Consider the following 19,120-nt stretch of genomic DNA (forward strand, 5'->3'; position numbering starts at 1 on the left):
TCGCGCGTTGAAGGCCCTCTTCGTCGGCGCGGACCTGGTGTCCGGCATACTCGGGATGAAGGACTGCGTCGAGGTGATAGAAGGCTGCTTCCGGGCCATGGCGAGGGGGGACGCGGGGTTCCCCCCGCGGTCCGCCATGCCCTATCCGTCCGGGAAGGGGGTTCTGGGGATGATGCCAGGATACCTGGAGAAGGAGGGGGTCTTCGGTGTGAAGGCGACCTCGGTCTTCCCGGGGAACTTCGGGACCAGGTTCGAGTCGCACCAGGGGGCCGTGCTGCTCTTCGAGTCAGACCACGGGAGCCTCCTGGCGGCCGTGGACGCCGCCTCCGTCACGCGCATCCGGACAGGCGCCGCGAGCGCCGTGGCGACGAGGGCGCTGGCGAGGCGGAGTTCGAGGGTTCTGGCCATCCTCGGGTCCGGGACCCAGGCTTCGAGCCACCTGGAGGCGATGACTACGGTCGTCCCGGGGATCGCGGAGGTCAGGGTCTGGTCGAGGAACCCGGCCAACGCGAAGAGGTTCGCGGATGCCGCCAGGGGGAGCGGATTGGAAATCAGGGAGTGCCAGGGGGGAGAGGAAGCCGTCCGCGGCGCCGACCTGGTCTGCACGGTCACCGGGGCGACGTCTCCGGTCCTGATGGGAAGATGGCTGGCCCCCGGTACCCACGTGAACGCCGTCGGGGCTTCCAGGCCCCCGTCCCGGGAGCTGGACAGCGAAGCGGTGAGGAAGTCGCGCTTGTTCGTAGACTCCAGGGAGTCGGCGGAGCTGGAGTCGGACGACTACCTCGTCCCCCTGAGAGAGGGGGCCATAGGAGAGGGGCACATACTGGGCGAAGTGGGGGAGGTCCTCGAAGGGAGGGTCAGGGGCCGGACCGGTGACTCGGACGTCACGGTCTTCAAGTCGCTGGGGGTCGCGGCCGAAGACATTTCCGCCGCCTATTTCGTCTACCGCCGCGCCTCCGAGCTCGGCGTCGGGACCGTGGCGGAGTTCAGCTCGGAGAGATAGCGCCCGGTGGGCCTCGAACTCTAAATACCATCCATCGGCGGGGCCGAATCCGATGCCGCACCAGTTGGAACCGTTGAAGAGGACGATACAGCAGCACGAGGATTGGAGGCTGAGGGAGTGCCTGAACCTGATCCCTTCCGAGAACAGGGGGAGCGACCTGATGAAGTCGATGTACCTGACGGACTTCGGGAACAGGTACACGGCGCCGGACCGGTTTTACAGGGGGACGAGGTACGCCGACGAGCTCGTCACCCAGACCCAGGACCTGGCGCGGAAGGTGTTCAACGCCCGGTACGCCGACGTCAGCCCGCTCTCCGGGCATGTCGCCAACGCCGCGGTCCTCCTCGCGCTCACGAAGCCCGGGGACAAGGTGGCTTCAACCTCTCCCGATGACGGCGGGTATCCAGGCATATCCCAGGACGGGCTCGGCGGGCTCCTGGGGCTCCAGAACGTCTACTTCCCATACGACCGGGCGGCTGTTGGGGTGGACCCCGCGGGGTCCGTGGAGCTCCTGAAGTCCGAGAGGCCGGCGGTCGCCTTCTTCGGCTCGAGCCACATCGTCTTCCCCTATCCGGTCCGGAGGCTCTCGGACGCAGCGGAGGGGGTGTGCGTCTACGACGGGTCGCACGTGCTCGGGCTCATAGCCGGAGGGGAGTTCCAGGACCCTCTCAGGGAAGGGTGTCCGATCCTCATAGGGTCCACCCACAAGAGCCTCCCCGGCCCGCAGGGAGGGATCATCCTCTCCAACAACGAGGAGGCGTTCGAGGCCGTGTCAGGGAAGGTCTTCCCGGGGGTGGTCGACAACATCCACCTGAACAGGGTCGCCGCCCTCGCGGTTTCGCTCCTCGAGATGCAGGAGTTCGGGAAACAGTATGCCCAGGCGGTGGTGAAGAACTCGCGGGCCCTGGCACAGACGCTGGCAGCGGAAGGGGTGAAGGTGAGGGGCGCGGGACAGGGGTACACGAAGTCGCACCAGGTCCTCCTCGACTATGAGGCGGGGAGGTTAGGACCGCTTTCGCAGAGGCTGGAGCAGGCGAACATCATAGTCGACGAAGGCGGGAGGCTCGGCACGGCGGAGCTCACCCGGATGGGGTACGGGCCGCAGGAGATGGAGGTGGTGGCCGAGCTGGTCGCCCTGATAGTCCTCGGGAAGAAGCCCGCAGACTTCGTCCTGAAGAAGGTGAAATCTCTCGTCCGGCAGTTCCAGCAGCCGCGGTTCGTCCTGTCGTAGCCGCCGGGGCCCTGGCTATCGGTGCGCGATGCCGAGAGAGTCGTCCGTGAGCTTCATCGACTCGTCGCGGGTGTAGCCGCCGGCGAGCGCCCTGATGGCGTCGACGTTCTCGGGGACGACTATCGCCTCCTGGTGGACCCCCAGGAAGAGGTAGGCCTCTCTGTCCTCCACGGTCACAGAGTCCTTCCAGACCGTCGCCTCGTAGACGTCGTTCCTGTCCCTCCCCTTCTCCCTCGCCCAGTCCATCACGTTCGCCGTCGACTTGAACCCCGACTTGCCGTCCACCATGTTCATCCTCGGCGCGGCTTGGAGCGCCTCCGCCACTTCGTCCGCCGTCGCGTCCTTCTTCAGGGTGAGGATGACGCTGTGGAGGTGCATGTGGGTGGTGGGGACCTTGAATGCCATGGTCACGACAGGGATCCCCTTCAGGACGGTTTGGACGTCTGGGGCGTGATGCGAGGGGACGGTCGTCGGGTCGAGCACTACCGCGTCTATCGGGCCCTTCTTCACGTCGTCGGGGTCCGTCGCCCTCCGGGCGAGGACGGCCCTGGCCTTCGACACGCCCACCCCCTTGTCTACGGCGCCGATCGTCCTGCAGAGCCCTGTGGTGTTGCACGAAACGACCCTGACCATCGGCTTGCCTACCGCCTTTTCGAAGTTGCACTGTGCGACGAACGACCCGTCCGTCAGTTCGTGTTCTTCCCCCCCTTGGAAGATGGCTTTCACCCCCGCCTGCTGGTAGGCTGCCCTGTTGGTCACGCCGCTCCCCTCCGGGGCGCCGTCGATCACCACGTCTACCCTCTGGAGCAGGTCGTTGAGGGTCCCCTTCAGGTTGTACCCCGCGGCGTTGAACGCCTGCAGGCTCTTCATGTCGAGGGCGTAGATCGGTATCCCCTTCTCCTTGGCGACTGCGTACTTGTAGTGCGGATGCGCCCCCGTCACGCCGACCAGTTCCATGTCCTTCTGCTTCCGCACCGCGTCCGCGACCCTCCTCCCTATGGTCCCGTACCCGTTCACCCCCACCTTGATCATGCCGGTCACCGGGGCGTCTCTCCTCGGTTTATCAGGCTACGCGCCCCCCTTTCCCCCACCTGTCAGCCGCCCGCTCGAGCGCGTCTATGAGCGGGAGCCTCTTCCCTGCCAGGTACTGGACGAGGGCCCCTCCTGCCGTGCTGACGTGGTCGACCTGGTCGTGCACCCCGTACTTCTTGAGGGCGGTGGAGAGGTGCCCCCCGCTGATTATCGTGGTCCCGAGCGAGGACGCCATCGCCCTGAGGAGCCCCTCTGTCCCCAGGCTGAACCCGTCCCACTCGAAGGCTCCGGGGGGGCCGCTCATGAAAACCGTCCCCGCCCCCTTGATGTAGTGCGAGTAGCGGTCCACGGACTTCGGCCCGATATCCAGGATCTGGGCCCCTGACCCTAGCTGCGCCGGGTCAACGTCCTTCCTCCCGTCCTCCCGTCTTATCCCAACGTCGACGGGGAGGACGAACCTCTCGGGGTCGTCGTCGATCAGCTGCCTGGCCCTTAGCACGAACTTCTGCTCCCCTTCCACCCCTACGTCCCCCCTGAGCTTCCCCGCCGCCTTCAGGAACACCAGCCCCACCACTCCGCAGAGGAGGACCTTGTCGGCCCTGTTGTTCGCGATCAGGGCGTCTATGGCCTCGAGGCGGTCGTTCACCTTCGCGCCTCCGAGGACCGTCACATAGGGCCCTTTCTCCACCGAAAATATCCTGTCCAGCATCCTCAGCTCCTTCTCGACGGTCCTCCCGGCGCAAGTGGGGACGAGCCCGGCGAACCCGACTATGGTCGGCGAGGAGCGGTGGGCGGTCGAGAAGGCGTCCAGGACGCAGGCGTCGACGTGCTTCGAGAGCCTGCTGACCAGCCAGGTCTTCTCGGCACCGGGCGGGGGGTACTCCTGGTTCTCCTCGGCGGTGAACCTCAGGTTGTCGAGGACGAGCACCCCCCCGTCCGGGAGGGAGTCCATCCTTGACAGCGCCTCAGGACCGAAGACGTCCGGCACGAAGTCCACCTTCTTCCTTATGATCTCTTCCAGCGCCTTCGAGTGGGGCTCCAGGCTGATGTAGTCCGACCTCCCGACCCTCCCCTGGTGCGAGACGACTATCGTCTTCGACGCGCCAAGGTCCTTGACAGTCTCCGCCGCCTCCTCGAGTCTCTCGCGCTCCATCAGCTTCCCCGTTTCGGGGTGGACGGGGGTGTTGACATCGACGCGCAATAGGACGCGCTTCCCATCGAGGTCCAGGTCGTCCATGGTGAGCATTTTGACGGGCAATGGGCCTGGCAGTCGGCCCGGGCCATCGATTATATGCGTTGCTGAGTTGGAGAAGGACGGGACGTGGGTCGGGTGCGAGAGGTAAGCGAGCGCACCACCATCCAGGGCAGAACGGATCGCTGTAAGAAGCGGTTAACGGCCGTCTTTGGTGAACTGGTCCTCTTCCCTCTACGAGGCGTCCCCCAGACCGCTGCGGCGGATGGAGATAGCACCACTGACATGGACGGGAGGACCGAGAACAGCAGTGACATGAGAGTCCTATCCCGAGCTTCCCCGGGTAGGCAAGCGGCGGGCGAGCCTGAAGGAGGAGTGCAGCAGTGCCGGCCGGCTCTTCAATCCATGTTTATATGTATGTTCAAACATTGTTTCCGTATGACCAAGACCCTCACAATAAAGGACGAGGTATACAAGAAGCTCACCGCCGTGAAAGACCCTGATGAGAGCTTCAGCGACTTGTTTTCGAGGCTCGTCGAGGGGGAGAATTCCACAGAGGCGCTCAAGAGGCTCAGGGGGAAGGTAAAGTTCACCGGCAAGGAGGCGCTACTCGTCGAGCTGTCGGCTCGCAGGGAGGAGAAGAGGGCCTGATACTCCTGGACACAGACGTGCTCATCGAGATCCTCGACAAGGAGTCGCAGAAAGGTGACGAACTGCTGGCGTCGCTGGAGGAAGCGGGCGAGGAGGCGGGGACGACTTCGATAAACATGCACGAGCTGCTGTACGGCTTGAAGAAGTACTCCCGTTCAGATGCGAAGCTGTCGCAGTTACGCGTGGCGCCGTACACGAAGGAGGACGCGGAACTGTCGTCGCGGCTCGAGCTGGCAGCGGAGAAGCGGGGGACCGCGGTCAGGAGGCTGGACTCGATGATAGCCGCGATAGCGGTCAACAGGTCGGCCAAGCTTTCGACCTTCGACCTGCGCCACTTCGAGCAGTTCGCCAAGGACGGGCTCAAGCTGTTCCGCCCAGGTGACGTGTCCGGGGCCCATCTCCAGGGCCGGGATGCCGGCCGCGAGAAACAGAACGACCGCCCCTCTTGACAGGCTAGCTCCATGTCGGAGAGGGGGGCTCCCTCCTCGGGCTGACCGTCGAAAGGCGCTTCGGGGATTGCAGCCGTCTGTTCTTCAGAAACGTACTAGCTGTTGCCACCTGAGACTGCGTTATTCGCTACGGGCCGTAGCTGTCCGGCAATTTCCATGTTGGGCCTAGAGCCGCGCCAATAGCCGACAGTGCACCACCAAAGAGTTCTCCAGCGTATGTCGAGGGGATGCCAGCGATGAGGCTAGTCAAGATAAGTGGAGAACCAAGTCTCACTTTCTGTCTTCCCCCAGAGTACTGCAGGGCTGCTCCAGCCAATATCATAACTCCGCAGATCGTCTCTATGACGAACAGCACTATGGCCTCCCCAGAAGGTACGCTGCCAAGGCCCAGTGAGTTGTAGTCAAACCCACCGACGGCTGAACTCAGGGCAAACCACTCGTGGGCATCGGACAGGCCAACAGCCAGCGTTAAAGCGCCACCAATCAAGGAGTGAATGAACGCTGAAAATGGCCCATCCCCATCGTAGCTTCGAAGTAGTGCACGCTCTACATGGCCGTTACGAACACTTCGGGCGTCGGATACAAGTCAGAAGGTCGAGAGATAGAATAGGTTGTGCCAGAGCCCGGTGCAGAAGCTGGCGCGGTCTGTCCTGTCGCCCCTCCTCTGACCGGTTGACCACCCGCACATCTTCTTGTCCTCGGCGAACTCTGACTTGAAGCTCTCCCTTCGCTAATACTCCTCCAAGTGTTTCATGGTGTTCCCGACGAAGCCCATCATGGCCTCCTTCCACCTCCAAGAACCGTTCAGGGTGCCGTCGCTCCCGGGCGATACGAAGACCTCGGTCCCGCGCCTTCAACTAGGTCGGGGCCCACGACTCGTCGACGTCGCCGTCATGGCGGCCATAGACAAACGCCACATCGCCCGTCGCAGCCCTGACACGGAGGGGGCCCCTGGCCGCAAGTGAAGCGGCTTCGCGATAGAGCGGCGACGAAATGGAGTCCTCCGCCTGTCCGCGGTGTTAAGTTGCCGTGGTTGATACGCAGCGCATGTGGCCCACTTATCTTAACACCCTATCCGCTTATCCCTGTGACGATGCTGACCACCCCGCTCCCGATGGCGAGCGCCCCCAGGGCGACGACGAGGAGGACGATGCGGTTGCTCCCAGCCGCTCTGAGGAGGACGCGGATGAACACCAGCCCGATGGCGACGGAGATTATGATGGCCAGAAGTATCACTCCGACCCCTATGGTGGACACCGCCGAGCCGATATCGACACCGGAGAAGATGACGCTGACCCCCGCCGCTCCGACAGAAGCAGGGATAAGGGCCAGGAAGGAGAGCCTGAAGGAATCCTCCGCGTTGATGCCGAGGAGGAGCATCGCAGACACTGTGACTCCGGACCTGCTCACCCCTGGGAGGGCAGATATCCCCTGGACGACTCCGATGATGATGAGCTCCTTCATAGAAAGGTCTTTGAGGCCTTTGGTGGGGTTTGCCTTCCCCCTCGCGAGGGCGATGATGGCCCCATCTCCCAGGAGGATGCACCCTAGGATGATCATCGGAATCCCGACCACGGGCCCGGAGATGGAAGAAAGAGCCGTCAGATAGATCGACACCCCCACCACGGCCGTCAGCGCGGTGACTATGACCAGGTACTTCAGGAGGACTTTCCCCTCGTCGTCACCCTTCCCCACGAGCGCTTTCAGTACCCCCCACACCTCTCGCCTGAAGTAGAAGGTGGCGGCTATGAACGTCCCGGCCTCGAGGAAGAGCCCGAGCGCATAGGCGTCCTTTAGCCCGAGCCCGAAGAGGAAAGTGGATGCCAGTATGATCTGGGTCTTGCTGCTGACCGGGAGCCACTCGCTTACCCCCTGCACCACGCCCAGGACGATGCCGAGGAGCCAGTTGGTCATCCCTCCGGCCGCCCCGCTCCATGTCGCTTAAAGCGTTCTAAAACCAGGGGGCCCACAGGGGCTGGACACTATGAACAACGGGACGCTTACGAACATATTCTGGGGGATCCTGCTGATCTGGTTCGGGGCGGTGGCCGGGCGGCTGGGCGGCGACCTCTTCCTTACCGTCAACTCCCCGCTCTTCGCCTTCGGCACGGGGGTCCTCCTCCTGGCCATGAACGTGGCAAGGTCGGCGCTCAGGCTGAGCCTGAGCGTGCTCACAATCGGGTTGGGGCTGATATTGGCTGTGGCGAACGGGTTCGTCCTGTTTTACAGGCAGTCGGTCCCCTTCCTCCCGGAGCTCCTGATCATCGCGGGCGTGGCGCTGGTGATCGGCGCCTTCAGGACCAGGAACTTCCAGACCTACTAGCGAGCTTCCCCTTCGCCGTGACGGTGAAGAGGCAGTATGGGTCTCCTGCCGCAGCGCAGCTCTTCTCTTCGCAGGCAGTGGCGCGTGACAGGGCCCTCTCAGCAGACCCGGCGATAAGGCCCCTGGTGAAGTGGCAGACCGGGACCGGCGACTTCACCCCGGTGCACTCGAACCCCTCTTCCAGCTTCATGCTGAAGGCCGAAAGGTCGGGCGCCGCTTCGACGATCTCCATCCTTCCCCACCCCAGGGCCGCGTAGAGCCCCGTGAACAGGTCGGGGTCCTTCGTCAATGCCTCCTCGCCCATTACCCTCGCGACGTCCTCCGTCCCCTGCCTTCCGACCGCGTGCCCCGCCCTGAAGAGGATGGACTCTCCGCCTGTCCCGAACATCTTGATGATGTCCTGGAACATGGCCCTCACCCCCGACTGCGGGAAGATCACCCCGCGCCCTGACGGGAAGTACATCAGAGGGAACGGGAAGCTGTCGACCAGGAGCTTGGACTCGGACTTCCTCACAACGACCTCCAGCGCGTACGGCGACCCTGCGATCGCGCTCCTGAGCTCGTCCTCAGTCGTCCCCGCCTCGCCTTCGACGAAGAACGTGGCCGTGGACTCGCGGCTCTCGGGGGGCGAGCACTCGTTGACCAGGAGAATGTTGAACCCAGCCCCGCCCATCTTCGTGGCCAAGTCCCCCAGCACGCCGGGGCCGTTCGTCCCCTTCACCACCGCGTGGAAGAGAGGGCGTCCCCGCTCGAGCATCGAGACGCCAACGAAGCGCGGCGTTTGCTCCAACAGGTCTCCTTGCCCCGGTTCGGTATATCACCCTTTGGAGCCTGACGCGCGTTCAGCCGAAACCGTGCGAGCGGTAGTGGACGACGTAGGCCTCTTCGTAGGGGGTCACGAACGGACAGAAGGGGCACTTGAACAGGTTGTCGGGGAGGAGCTGGCCCGTGTCTTTCCTCCCCCTCCTCCTCGAAAGAGGGTCCGGGGTGTGGACCACCACGTGCTCCCCGCTCGTCTCGACGGCGTAGTGCTGGGGGTCCTTCCTCCTCGACGCGAACGCCTTCGCCAGCTCGGCGACCTCTCCTGGGGTCACCTTCCCCGCGATCTGGTCCACGACCACCCGGTCGTCCTTCACGAGCGCGACCCCTCGCCCTGCGAGCCCGTCGGAGACGGCCGACGCGAGCGATAACTGCTCGTCAACGGTCATCTCGCTGCAGTCGATGTCGATCAACGGTCGAGGTCCCCCTTCAGGGGGGATTAAGGCCTCTTGTGGCGTTTTCACGCCGTTTCCTCCCCTTTGCGGCGCTGACTTCTGTCACGTGGGGTGAGCAGACTATAGATAGAAGACCAAGGCCGGGCGGCCCAATTGGACAAGAGCGTCCGCCTGCTCGGGGTGGCGACCGGGATCAGGCTCCTCGGGTTCGCCATGATCTACCCTTTCCTCGCCCTCTACCTGAAGCGAGTCATCGGGCTCGGTTACGTCGAGGTCGGCGCCCTGGTCGTCCTGGTATCGATACTCCCGCTTGCGATCTCCCCGTTCGGGGGGCTGATAACGGACAGGCTCGGGCGGAGGAGGGTCTTCCTCCCCGGCCTCGGCGGAGAGGCGGCCGCCGTCCTGCTGGTCGCCCTGAGCATGGAGCTGAACTCGGTGGCCGGGGTCCTCGTCGGGGCGGCACTGGCCGGGGTCGCCGGGTCCATCGCGCAGCCCGCTATTCAGGCGTACGTGGCCGACCTCACCAGCATCCCGGACAGGACGATGGCCTACACCTGGGTGAGGATCGGGTTCAACGCGGGGTTCACCGTCGGGGTCGCCGCCGGGGGGGTCCTGATCGGCTTCATCGGTTTCCCGGGGACGGCTTTCGTCACGGCCGCCACGCTCGCCTCCGGGGTGGTCTTCATCTTCCTGATGCTCGACCCGTCCCCCTACGACGTCGCCCGCTCGAAGGGGGCGGCCGCGCCGGGCCACGCGCCGACTGTCACGGGTCCGGGGTCGCTCAGGCAGAGCATCACGACGCTCGCCCGCGACAGGACGTTCCTCATCCTCTGCTTCGCGTCGCTCTTCTCGGGAGAGATGTACGGGAACTGGAGCTTCACCTTCCCTCTCTTCGCCAACACGGTCCTCTTCGTCCCCTACGCGGTACTGGGGGTCGCGCTGGCCCTGAACGGGGTCATGGTGGTCCTCGGCCAGGCCCCCATGACCAAGATGATGACCGGGAGGAAGCACACGTTCTCCGCCGTGCTCGCCGTCCTGTTCATGGCCGCGTCGTTCGTCGCGATCGGAGGGCTGAGCCTCGTCAGCGGGCTGGCGGTCGTGTCGGTGTTCGCCTTCGTGGTGCTCCTGACCCTCGGGGAGAACCTCGGCTCGATCCCTTCGATGACGCTCCCCTCCAACGTGGCGCCCGCGACCGAGATAGGGTCGTACAACGGGGTGTTCGGGCTCTTCAACGGGGCAGGGAGCAGCATCACCCCCGTCATTGCCGGGGTGATCCTGGCGTCCTTCGGGAACCACCTGCTGGTGTGGGGGCTCCTGGGCTTGCCGGGGATACCTGCGCTGCTGTTGTACCGGTGGGCTGGCAGGAGGATCCCGGCCGCCGCGAACACGGTATAGGCTCACATTTGCAGGGGGCTGATAGCAAAGGTGATGATGACTGCTATTAACGCCGCGTAGACCCAGACTACGAAGCCAAAGGCCTTCGTGGAGTTGTTGGACGGGAAGAGCACCGCTGCGGGCAAGGAGAACACCCCCCACACCATCATTAGGACGACCACCGAGACCGACAGTTGCGAAGGGATGGTCGAGGGATTCACAAAAACCACGATGAGCGTCCATACGGCAAGAGGGAACACCGGCATCGCGAGCCCCACGGCGTCGTTCCACCTCATACAGGAGAGAATCTCGGAGGCGGTTTCACTTACGCGTTTCTCGGAAAGTCCCCGGTGGGATGCATAGGATCCAGCCTATGGTGCTACCTGCGGCCCATCGACGGGTTGCTCCCCAGCAGTTTGCTTCACGAGCCTTTCGAGCTCCAGTTGGGACGCCTCGACGACCTTGTCTCTCCGGACCATCAATGTCGATATCGACGTCGATTCGACCCTTGCGCGGTCAGGCGGGGCTCTGGATCATGTCGTTCCAGGCCTTGGCGACCTGCCAGGTCAGCCTGACGAACCCGGACTGGGGAGGGCGCTCGGGGATGGGCTGGAGCTTCAGCTGGTAGACCCGCGGCGTCTTCTGGTGCTTGGCGTCCCAGATGGCGACGTCCTTCTCCATGAACCCCAGGTCCAGGAGCTTCCTGATGAGCTTCGTGTAGAACCCGTGGTAGCTGTACTTGACGCCGAGCCTCCCCGACTCGAGGTCCTTCGCGAAGAACCTGAGCTCCCTCTTGGTCATGGAAAGGGTGTTCACCTGCTTCATCCTGTCGATGGTGAGCCTCGCCACCTTGATGGTCTCGTCGCGGTCCCCGAAGAGGAAGTGGAGTATGTTCCCCTTGCTTACCGCCTCGCCGCTCCACCAGATCTTCATCCCCTTGCCTGACATATGGAAGTTCACCTCCAGGGTTCAAAATTAGGGAGCGGGTGAGTTTCGGCTCACCATGCGGTCAAGATGCGGGGATGGCGGCATCTCCTCGCACCCCGGACGGAGGGGCGGACAAGTGGCAGACCCCATCGGCGGCCCCGGAAGGCGCGGCCTGTTTGTGCACCTGCGGGTGAACGGGAAACCCCGTCCGCTCTAACTGTATAGTGTACCCCAGAGGGTCATAAAACACCCCCCCGGACCAAAGAATCTCCCTTGCGTGGCAGGAGGTTTTCCGTGCGCAGCCTGTGACCCTCCAGGGGAACGGCCGCCCCTTGCGCCGCCGGTCCCTCCCTGACGCTGCTCCCCCGAACAGATCTCCGCCGCGCCATGCCATTTGTTTGGCGCGGACACCACCCCTCCACAGGCCTGGTTTTGCGTCACATTATCATATGTTTGAGCACGGACCGGAATCTGCGACGAGGCACGCCACGAAGGAAAATGTCCAGACATGGAGCTTACTCGTAAGCCGACCCTCTTGGGCTGATCTTGAATACGACGATTTCCTCGCGCTTGACAGTCGTGTAGAGGATCCGGTAGTCGCCTACCCTCAGCCTGAACGAGTTCGGCGCGCCTTAGTTTCTTGCACCCCGAAGGGTATGGGGTCGTCCACAACTCCGAAATTCTCTCTTCGAGCCTCCTTCTGAGGTCCGGAGAAGCTTCATCAAGAAATCTCTTCGGGCGCTGAGCCAGATAGACTCTCAAGGCTTGCGGGCCTTGAAGGGGACGGCCTTGCCCAGTCTATGCTCTTCAAGAGCCTCCCGAAGCGCCGACCTGTCGTCCTCTGTCATTTCCTCTGCCAAAGCCTCCTCTATCGAATCGAGCCGCTGCCGGATTAACCTCAGCTCTTTCTCGACCGCAGTCTGAGCCATCAACATTCGACGAGTCAGGCCATGACTAAATCTCTTCCGTATGGGTCCCCCCCTTGCGTGGCACGAGGTGTTCCCTGCGCAGCCTGCGACCCTCCAGGTGAATGCCCTTGCCTCCGCGGCCGGCCCTTCCCCGGGGCGCCCCTGATGCGGCTCCCCCGAATGGATCTCCTCCGCGTTCTGCCATCCGTCTGGCGCGGACACCGCCGCCCACGGGTCTGATTTCGCGTCACATCATCATGTGTTTGAGGACGGGCCCGCGCCACGGCTCACGCGCCGGTCACGGCGAAGTGCAGCACCGCTATCTGGCCCCACTCGTCTGCCGCGACGACGGTGTACATCCCCGGCGGGAACTGGCTGAAGACGAGCGGCGGGCAAGCCGGGTAGAGCGCGGCAGGAGGGCAAGGGCCTCCTAGGGTGTACGGGTTCCCGCCCGACCAGTATCCGGACGCGACGAGGGTGCTGGACATCCCCCCCGCGTAGTTGCCGGCGCCGTCGACGGCCAGCGCGACGTCGCTCTGCGCCTCGAACACGTACTGCGAGACAGGGAGGAAGTAGGGGCAGAACAGTTCGGAGTAGCCCGATATGCGGAGTGCGCTCTGTCGCGGGAGGTCGGACGGCCCGTAGTCTCCCGCGTAGACCGCGAAACCCGCGGGGAGCAAGCTGCCACACCCCCCGGGGGAGCCGAAGTTGCGTGTAGCGATCTTCCATAGAGACGCCGGCTGGACGGTGTTTTCTTGGCCCCTGAGGTTGAAGTCGAAGGCGGTCACTTCGACGCCGCCTCCGGGAGCAGCCGTCAGCGTGAGGTTGAGGCTGAGGCCGAGCGCGGGGCTGTAGGCAGACGCTCCCGAGGAGGGGAGGAGGTAGGAGGGCTCCCGGTAGGGGGATGCGGGGCAGGTGGGGTACCGGATGAAAGAGTTGCTGACGGCGTAGGCCGGGGTGACGCAGTAGACCGACTCGTTGGTGAACCAGACGGAGTAGGTGGTATAGAGAGTCGTGCCGTTGATCCTCCCGTACTGAGACGTCTCGTTGTAGACGTAGTAGCGGCCAGGGCCGTAGGATATCAGCGCCACCGGAGAGAGAGTCGCGTCGGAAGGAGCCGGGCACTTCGGGACGCCCAGGTCCACGCACGGCACGACGGCCGGTGGCCCTTCCAGGACGAGGCCGCTTCGGACCACCGCCCACGGGCGCTGGGGCGCTGCGCCTGAGCCCGAGAGGGCCTGCGCCGACCCGATGATCACCAGCGCCGCGACCAGGACGGCCGCGAACACGAGGCCGCTTCTGTCCTCCAAGCTTCTTCGGGGTCTGCCGTTGGAGCGCGTTGCTTTTTTGGCTTCCTCTGCCGGGTTCTGTCCAGTCTCCGCTTGGTGGACGGTGGTCTTCCGGCCAAGTCGTTCGGTGGCGGGCACAGGTCAGGCATCAGAGGCTCCAGGTTAGAGATGTAAGGACCGGTGCAAAAGAAGGTGAGGGCAAGATGGTCAACAGTGTCCTTGGGCGTGACCCGTCAACAACTTCAGATAGGCCTGCCGTCGGCGCTGCTCCGCTTCGAGCGTGATTTCTGAAGCCGCCCTTCTCTTCACGGCCGCGGCTGTGGGCATCCTCCACATGTCCGCTCCCGACCACTGGGCGACCCTCCTCGTCCTTGGGCGGGTCGCGAAGTGGGGAAGGTCGAAGCTCCTCGGCGTCGGCATCATGACAGCTGCAGGGCACGTCGGGTTCTCTCTCGCCCTCGGCTTCGCGATCGTGGGACTCGGGTTCGCCTTCTCGGCACAGGTCTCGACCGACCTGACAATCGCGGTAGGGGCGGTCATGGTGGTAGGCGGCCTCGCCTACGGAGCAAGAGCGCTGAGGAACAGAACCCCCGAAGACTACGAGACGGAGACCCTTGACGAGCTGACCAGGGGCGAGGGGAAGTATGGCAAGAGGTTCCGGTACTTCGCCGTCTTGGGCGCGGCGCTATCGCCCGACCTGGCCATCCTCCCCGTTCTACTCCTCGCCATCCAGGCAGGACTGGGCTTCACGTTCGCCGTTGCGACGGTCTTCGGGGCCGCGTCGGTGGTCGCGCTACTGCTCTTCCTCCTCCTCGGCATGACTGGACTGGGCGGGATATTCGAGAGGATACCCCCCGAATACAACGATGCAATCGTGGGATTCGTGATCGCGGTGGTCGGCCTCTATGTCATCGTCGTAGGATAGGCGGAGACTGCACAGAACCCCTCTGGCGCCACAAGGCCGGGCTAGCTTCTGGAGTGACCGTTTGTTGAGCTGTGACCCCACCCCTTTACACTTCCAATCCCAAATCACATTATCATATCGCTAGGAACGGATTGGCAAAGAAGGTGGCGATCTCCATCACGGTCGACCGGGACGTACTCCGGGACTTCGACAACGCGCTGCGTTCGGTGCAGTCGAGGGAGATAGAGAAGGGGAGGCTCTCGTCCAACCGGAGCAGCCTCATCGAGAAGGTCCTGAAGGACTGGGTCGACGGTCAGGTCTGAGCGGCCGAGCCGGTCACAGCGTCCGGGCACGTCGCTGACGTGGGTGTGACAGCGGCCCTAGCTGAACGTGAACTGAGCGGTCACCGTGGTGGTGTCGTTCAGGGAGGATGCTCCCCCTTCGCCGTACCCCCAGGCCAGGGTGAGCGTCACGGTGACAGTCCCGGGACCGACCAGGTCGAACTGGTAGCCGCTCCAGCACCCCGGAGTCGCAGCGGTTCCGCTCTGCCCAGGGGCGACTGGGGCAGGGGCCTCCGCGCAAAGGCAGCGGGGCCCAGCGTCCTGCTGCTCCAACACGCCTGAGCCTGCCGGGACGGCTGCGGTGAGGCTGCTCCCGCACCCCGTGACGGTGTAGATCGCGGAGGGGCCGACGTTCTCGAACCCAACATAGAAGGCGACCGTTTCCCCGGCCGAGCCCTGATACACGTCGGCCACGACAGAGTCTACCTTGACCGGGACGGACGACGGAGCCGAGAATGACCCCACGACGCTCGTACCCCCGGCCTGGGTGGAAGAGGCCGTGGTAGACTGCCCGGATGTGCAGGCGGTCCTGGTGGAGGTGGCCCCTCCTCCGGCAGCCGTAGGAGTTCCTCCGGTCGAAAGTCCACCGTAGAGGGAGGTGAACGCTCCGACGCCTATCACGGCCACCACCGCCACCGCGAGAGCGGGCCAGAAGGACGCCATGGCGGCGGATGTGGGGACCCTGGGTCTAAAAGACCAGAGGCAAGAACAGCGCGTTCAGGACCTCACATGGTTCTCTATAGAGAAAGGTGGAAGGGTTTTTATCCGCCTCAGCCGCTAGCCGTGATGTTCGTGGGGCAATCAGAACAGCCCGCCGCCTAACGACGGAGAAGCTCCGTAAAATCGGAGCCGGACATCTCTTCGGTTTCAGACTCGCAGGAAGAAGGATGCACCAGACTCCTCATCGACCTTGATATCGACATAGATAGAGGCTTGCCTTCAGCACGGTCCCGCAGGGTTGATCATCAGCTCCAGCGCGAGGGCTGCGAGCGCCGTGGTCTCGGTGTTCGGCCCTGAAAGCGGGGCGACCCCCGGGGCGCTCAGGCTGGTCGGGTTGGGACCGTAGGCGGTGGCGAACCCTCCGGTGGAGGCGGACTGCAGGCTGAGGAGGGTGCCTTCGGCCGCGCTCAGGCTGGTCGCGGTTGCCTGTTCCCCCAGGCAGTAGGTGGCGTAGACGTAGAGCGCCAGCTTGTATGTCTGGTAGACGTGTGGCGAGTTCGCGTTGGCTAGATCCACGATCCCGACGCCGTTGAAGTCCCGAGCGGCCAGCTGGTAGTAGTGCAGCGCCGCGGTTGCGTTGCCGAGCCTGTGGTAGTAGACGGCCTGGAGGAGGTAGAGGTCGGCGTAGTTCTGGGACGCGCATGCGGGGCTGCCGTCGTTGGAGGTCGTGGCGTAGACCACGGTCCCCCCGGGAGGCTCGCCGGACCAGGTGAGGACGTGGTTGGATGAGCAGTTGAACGAAGCCGTGGTGGAGTTCAGGGCTTCGTACTGGTTCCCGTCGAGGGAGGGAGGGAATGAAAGCGAGAAGGCGCCGACCGCGGATTCGAGGGCTCCCGCGAAGGCCTCCGTCGAGCTGTTCTGGGGGTCGTAGCGCGCGAGGGCCAGGGCAACCAGATAGTTGTCCGAGTAGATCCAGTATGTCTGGGTGGTGGGGGTCTCTGGGACGAGCGCCGTGGCCGGGCTGTAGTTCCTGACGAAGTAGGAGACCGCAAGGTCCAGCGGGCGCTGGTAGGGCGAGGCGCGTGGCGGGGAGGTCGTCGGGTACGCCGATACTACCGCCACCACTATGACGACAGCGATCAGCGCGACTAAAGGCCGCCTGTAGTTCCGCAGCCTATGCGACAACCCGCCCCCAGTTTCCAACCCCCTTAAGCCATCCTAGGGTATCTTCTTCGCGACCCTGATGGTCTTCCTCGCCAGCTGCGTCACCCGCCTGTCGTGGGTGGTGACGAAGATTGTCCGCCCGTCCGTCATGTTGTCCCCCCTCAGCACCCCCAGCATCACCTCCGACATCAGCGGGTCCAGGGCCTCGGTCGGCTCGTCTAGGAGGAGGATCGGCGGGTCGTTGGCCAGCGCCCTGGCGAACGAAACCATCTGCCTCTCCCCGACGCTGAGCGTCCCTACCACTCTGTCTGCCTCCCTCGATATCCCGACCCTCTGCATCACGGCCTCCGCCCTCCGCTTCCGGGCGTCCTTCCCGACTTTGGCGAAGTACAGAGGGAGCTCGATGTTCTCGTATGCCGTCAACTCGGGGATCAGAGTCTGCGTCTGAGGGACGAGCCCCACGTTCTTCGACCTGTAGGCTGCGAGGGTCTGTTCGTCCATCTGGGTGATCTCCTGGCCCATCACTTTGAGGCTCCCGGCCGTCGGCCGCTCGAGCCCGGCGAACATGTTCACCAGGGTGGACTTGCCGCTCCCGATAGGTCCGATCATGGCGACGAACGTCCCCCTCAGCAGCTGGAAGTGGAGGTCCGTGTAGACCTCGTTCTCGCCGTATGACTTCTTCACGTGCTTGACTTCGATGGAGTACCTGTCTCCGAGGACCGGCTGCTCCTGCTTGACCGCCGCTAGCTGCGCCACGAGAGCCTCCCCCCTGCGAACGCCCCTGTCGCGACAGCGGCCGACGAGGCGATGATCAGGGCGAGCGCGTCGAAGAGGGACGCTCCCGGCGGCGACGAGGACACCAGCGCGGCCAGCACCGCTCCTGCCGCTGCGCCGACCAGCGCGCCCCCCGCTCCGAACACGACCACGGAACTGGCGACGGCTCCCGATATCCTCCCCTGTGACGCCCCTATGGAACGGAGATTAGCCACCGCCTGGCTCGAACGCGACAAGACGTCGGCGGATAGGGCCGCAGTCACCCCAGCCAGCGAAACGAAGACCACCGCGACCACCGCCGCCTTCCCCGCTGCGCCCAGGGGCGCCGCTGCGAGCATCCCGTTGGCTGCGACAGCCGCCGCGAGCGATGCCACCACGGCGTAGGTGTAAGACGTGATCTTCAGGCTCTTCGCCACAGGTCCGCCCCACCGCAGCAGAGACCCTGGTTTCATCTGCCATCCTCTCCTTGGGGGTGCATGGAGTGCCTCAACAAACCCCGAGGACCAGCCCGGGCCTACTCTGCAGGCGCCTGGACTGCCTTCTGGACCGGGGGCTGAGCCACCTGCCTCTGCTGCTGCGCGGGCTGCTGTTGCTGCTGCGCCACCGGCTCTGTCATGGCCTTCAGCATCTTCGAGAGGTCCTCCATCTCCTGGGAGTTCCTCTTCTGCATGGACTGGCACGACTCTGCGGCCACCTTGAATGCGGCCTCGTCGACTTCACCGGCCCTGTACTGGACCTTGATCTCCACCAGGAACCTGTCGAGGGCCTCCCTCTGCCCCTCCAGCTCCCCTATGCGGACGACCATCCCCTCGGTGAGCGACTTGTACGACTCTTGGAACTTCGACGCCTCTGAGGAGTACCTCCCCGCCATCTCCTCGTAGAGCGCCCTCGGTATCTCCCCTTCCCTGGCCAGGTCCTGCAGCGCCTTCACCCTCCGCTTGACCCCGTCGAGCTCCTTCCCGAGCGCGTCGCACTCGACCTTCCAGGCCGGGATGAGGACGAACCCCTCTGCGGCAGACACGATCCTGACGCTCGGATACTCCGTGAACTCCCCGTTCCCCTGGTCCACGCCGACAGACTTCAACTCCCCGGAGGTGTCGACGGAGAACCCCACAACAAAACCGACGTACCTTCCGTAGGTGTCCTTCACTGGCTTGTCTACCAGCTTTTCGAGTGCTTCTGACCTCATAGGGGCGTAACGGCCGAGGTCGGGATATAGTGGAAAGTGTGAATTTAGGCGCGCCAACGGGTCAACAAAGAGCCATCACTTGACATCGGCCTCGATATCTACGTCGATGGGACCAGACTGGGCGGGGGACAGAGGACGCGCAGGAGGACCTCCCGCTCCGGCGCCGGAGCCGAGCGCTCGAGCCTCGCGGTGAGCGAGCTGACTATCAGGTCGACCGCCGCCTCGCTCCTGAAGATGGCGGTCAGGGTCTGCCTCGCCTTTACCGGGTCCCCCTTCAGCGCCTGGTAGAGCCCCAGGCCGACAGCGTCCCGGAAGTGGTGCTCCACCACCGCGGCGAACTCACCTCCGTAGATCCCGTTCAGGTACAGGTCCAGCAGCCTCGCAGCCTTCGCTTCCACCGCTTCCATGTCCACGGGCGATATGTCGGGGACGAGCGCGCGGACCGCCTGCATGCAACTCCAGGCGTCCGACCGCTTATAACGAGCCAGACCGCAG

Annotated in this window: 24 protein-coding genes; 8 read left to right on the forward strand and 16 right to left on the reverse strand. The window is 64.2% G+C overall.

The window, feature by feature from the left end; all coding sequences use genetic code 11:
* Positions 1–7 precede the first annotated feature (7 nt).
* Complete coding sequence (locus JRN21_04255) at positions 8–1,003, forward strand: ornithine cyclodeaminase family protein (GenBank protein MDG6988520.1); 996 nt, start codon at positions 8–10, stop codon at positions 1,001–1,003.
* Between the two features lie 52 nt (positions 1,004–1,055).
* Complete coding sequence (locus tag JRN21_04260; GenBank protein ID MDG6988521.1) at positions 1,056–2,234, forward strand: serine hydroxymethyltransferase; 1,179 nt, start codon at positions 1,056–1,058, stop codon at positions 2,232–2,234.
* A 15-nt stretch (positions 2,235–2,249) separates the two neighbouring features.
* Here the strand turns inward: JRN21_04260 and JRN21_04265 are convergent, their stop codons facing one another.
* Complete coding sequence (locus tag JRN21_04265) at positions 2,250–3,266, reverse strand: type II glyceraldehyde-3-phosphate dehydrogenase (GenBank protein ID MDG6988522.1); 1,017 nt, start codon at positions 3,264–3,266, stop codon at positions 2,250–2,252.
* A gap of 31 nt (positions 3,267–3,297) precedes the next feature.
* Complete coding sequence (gene pgk / locus JRN21_04270) at positions 3,298–4,503, reverse strand: phosphoglycerate kinase (protein ID MDG6988523.1); 1,206 nt, start codon at positions 4,501–4,503, stop codon at positions 3,298–3,300.
* A 393-nt stretch (positions 4,504–4,896) separates the two neighbouring features.
* Between pgk and JRN21_04275 the strand changes: the two genes are divergently transcribed.
* The gene (locus JRN21_04275; GenBank protein ID MDG6988524.1) at positions 4,897–5,109 is read left to right on the forward strand and encodes a hypothetical protein; all 213 of its coding nucleotides are present in this window, start codon (positions 4,897–4,899) and stop codon (positions 5,107–5,109) included.
* 17 nt (positions 5,110–5,126) lie between these two features.
* Positions 5,127–5,558, forward strand: coding sequence for a type II toxin-antitoxin system VapC family toxin (locus JRN21_04280; GenBank protein ID MDG6988525.1), 432 nt, complete (start codon positions 5,127–5,129; stop codon positions 5,556–5,558).
* A gap of 127 nt (positions 5,559–5,685) precedes the next feature.
* On the opposite strand, the gene JRN21_04285 is transcribed toward JRN21_04280, so the two are convergent.
* The gene (locus tag JRN21_04285) at positions 5,686–5,913 is read right to left on the reverse strand and encodes a hypothetical protein (GenBank protein ID MDG6988526.1); all 228 of its coding nucleotides are present in this window, start codon (positions 5,911–5,913) and stop codon (positions 5,686–5,688) included.
* Positions 5,914–6,629: 716 nt separating this feature from the next.
* Complete coding sequence (locus tag JRN21_04290; GenBank protein ID MDG6988527.1) at positions 6,630–7,472, reverse strand: undecaprenyl-diphosphate phosphatase; 843 nt, start codon at positions 7,470–7,472, stop codon at positions 6,630–6,632.
* A gap of 70 nt (positions 7,473–7,542) precedes the next feature.
* On the opposite strand from JRN21_04290, the gene JRN21_04295 reads away from it, so the two are divergent.
* Positions 7,543–7,881 carry a hypothetical protein gene (locus JRN21_04295; protein ID MDG6988528.1) on the forward strand — a complete coding sequence of 113 codons (339 nt, stop codon included), beginning with the start codon at positions 7,543–7,545 and terminating at the stop codon, positions 7,879–7,881.
* Here the strand turns inward: JRN21_04295 and JRN21_04300 are convergent.
* Positions 7,853–8,671: a hypothetical protein gene (locus JRN21_04300; protein MDG6988529.1), complete on the reverse strand. Its 819-nt coding sequence runs from the start codon at positions 8,669–8,671 to the stop codon at positions 7,853–7,855. The genes JRN21_04295 and JRN21_04300 overlap by 29 nt on opposite strands.
* A 52-nt stretch (positions 8,672–8,723) precedes the next feature.
* The gene (locus tag JRN21_04305; protein MDG6988530.1) at positions 8,724–9,113 is read right to left on the reverse strand and encodes a hypothetical protein; all 390 of its coding nucleotides are present in this window, start codon (positions 9,111–9,113) and stop codon (positions 8,724–8,726) included.
* Positions 9,114–9,248: 135 nt separating this feature from the next.
* On the opposite strand from JRN21_04305, the gene JRN21_04310 reads away from it, so the two are divergent.
* A complete protein-coding gene (locus JRN21_04310; GenBank protein ID MDG6988531.1) occupies positions 9,249–10,490 on the forward strand; it encodes an MFS transporter in 1,242 nt (413 codons plus the stop codon).
* A gap of 2 nt (positions 10,491–10,492) precedes the next feature.
* Here JRN21_04310 and JRN21_04315 read toward each other — a convergent pair whose 3' ends face one another.
* The 4 genes from JRN21_04315 to JRN21_04330 all read right to left on the reverse strand — a co-directional run bounded on the left by JRN21_04315 (position 10,493) and on the right by JRN21_04330 (position 13,614).
* Positions 10,493–10,765: a hypothetical protein gene (locus JRN21_04315; protein MDG6988532.1), complete on the reverse strand. Its 273-nt coding sequence runs from the start codon at positions 10,763–10,765 to the stop codon at positions 10,493–10,495.
* Between the two features lie 220 nt (positions 10,766–10,985).
* The gene (locus JRN21_04320; GenBank protein MDG6988533.1) at positions 10,986–11,417 is read right to left on the reverse strand and encodes a hypothetical protein; all 432 of its coding nucleotides are present in this window, start codon (positions 11,415–11,417) and stop codon (positions 10,986–10,988) included.
* A gap of 737 nt (positions 11,418–12,154) precedes the next feature.
* Entirely contained in the window at positions 12,155–12,325 is a 171-nt protein-coding gene (locus JRN21_04325; protein ID MDG6988534.1) for a hypothetical protein, read from the reverse strand.
* A 266-nt stretch (positions 12,326–12,591) separates the two neighbouring features.
* Positions 12,592–13,614, reverse strand: coding sequence for a hypothetical protein (locus JRN21_04330; GenBank protein MDG6988535.1), 1,023 nt, complete (start codon positions 13,612–13,614; stop codon positions 12,592–12,594).
* Between the two features lie 259 nt (positions 13,615–13,873).
* Between JRN21_04330 and JRN21_04335 the strand changes: the two genes are divergently transcribed.
* Together JRN21_04335 and JRN21_04340 are read left to right on the forward strand one after the other, a co-directional pair.
* Positions 13,874–14,518 carry a hypothetical protein gene (locus JRN21_04335; GenBank protein MDG6988536.1) on the forward strand — a complete coding sequence of 215 codons (645 nt, stop codon included), beginning with the start codon at positions 13,874–13,876 and terminating at the stop codon, positions 14,516–14,518.
* A gap of 131 nt (positions 14,519–14,649) precedes the next feature.
* Positions 14,650–14,820, forward strand: a complete 171-nt coding sequence (locus JRN21_04340) for a hypothetical protein (GenBank protein MDG6988537.1) — start codon at positions 14,650–14,652, stop codon at positions 14,818–14,820.
* 57 nt (positions 14,821–14,877) lie between these two features.
* Here the strand turns inward: JRN21_04340 and JRN21_04345 are convergent, their stop codons facing one another.
* The 6 genes from JRN21_04345 to JRN21_04370 form a co-directional block, all read right to left on the reverse strand.
* Positions 14,878–15,501 (reverse strand): hypothetical protein, encoded by a 624-nt coding sequence (locus JRN21_04345; protein ID MDG6988538.1) that lies wholly within the window; start codon positions 15,499–15,501, stop codon positions 14,878–14,880.
* Positions 15,502–15,777: 276 nt separating this feature from the next.
* Complete coding sequence (locus tag JRN21_04350; GenBank protein ID MDG6988539.1) at positions 15,778–16,683, reverse strand: hypothetical protein; 906 nt, start codon at positions 16,681–16,683, stop codon at positions 15,778–15,780.
* Between the two features lie 33 nt (positions 16,684–16,716).
* The gene (locus tag JRN21_04355; GenBank protein ID MDG6988540.1) at positions 16,717–17,418 is read right to left on the reverse strand and encodes an ABC transporter ATP-binding protein; all 702 of its coding nucleotides are present in this window, start codon (positions 17,416–17,418) and stop codon (positions 16,717–16,719) included.
* Entirely contained in the window at positions 17,406–17,888 is a 483-nt protein-coding gene (locus JRN21_04360) for a hypothetical protein (protein MDG6988541.1), read from the reverse strand. The genes JRN21_04355 and JRN21_04360 overlap by 13 nt, the downstream gene beginning before the upstream one ends.
* 62 nt (positions 17,889–17,950) lie before the next feature.
* Positions 17,951–18,625 carry a CdvA-like protein gene (locus JRN21_04365; protein MDG6988542.1) on the reverse strand — a complete coding sequence of 225 codons (675 nt, stop codon included), beginning with the start codon at positions 18,623–18,625 and terminating at the stop codon, positions 17,951–17,953.
* A gap of 98 nt (positions 18,626–18,723) precedes the next feature.
* The gene (locus JRN21_04370) at positions 18,724–19,077 is read right to left on the reverse strand and encodes a hypothetical protein (protein ID MDG6988543.1); all 354 of its coding nucleotides are present in this window, start codon (positions 19,075–19,077) and stop codon (positions 18,724–18,726) included.
* Positions 19,078–19,120 lie beyond the last annotated feature (43 nt).

Source organism: Nitrososphaerota archaeon, from assembly GCA_029785825.1.
In the GTDB taxonomy this organism is placed as follows: domain Archaea; phylum Thermoproteota; class Nitrososphaeria; order Nitrososphaerales; family Gagatemarchaeaceae; genus UBA183.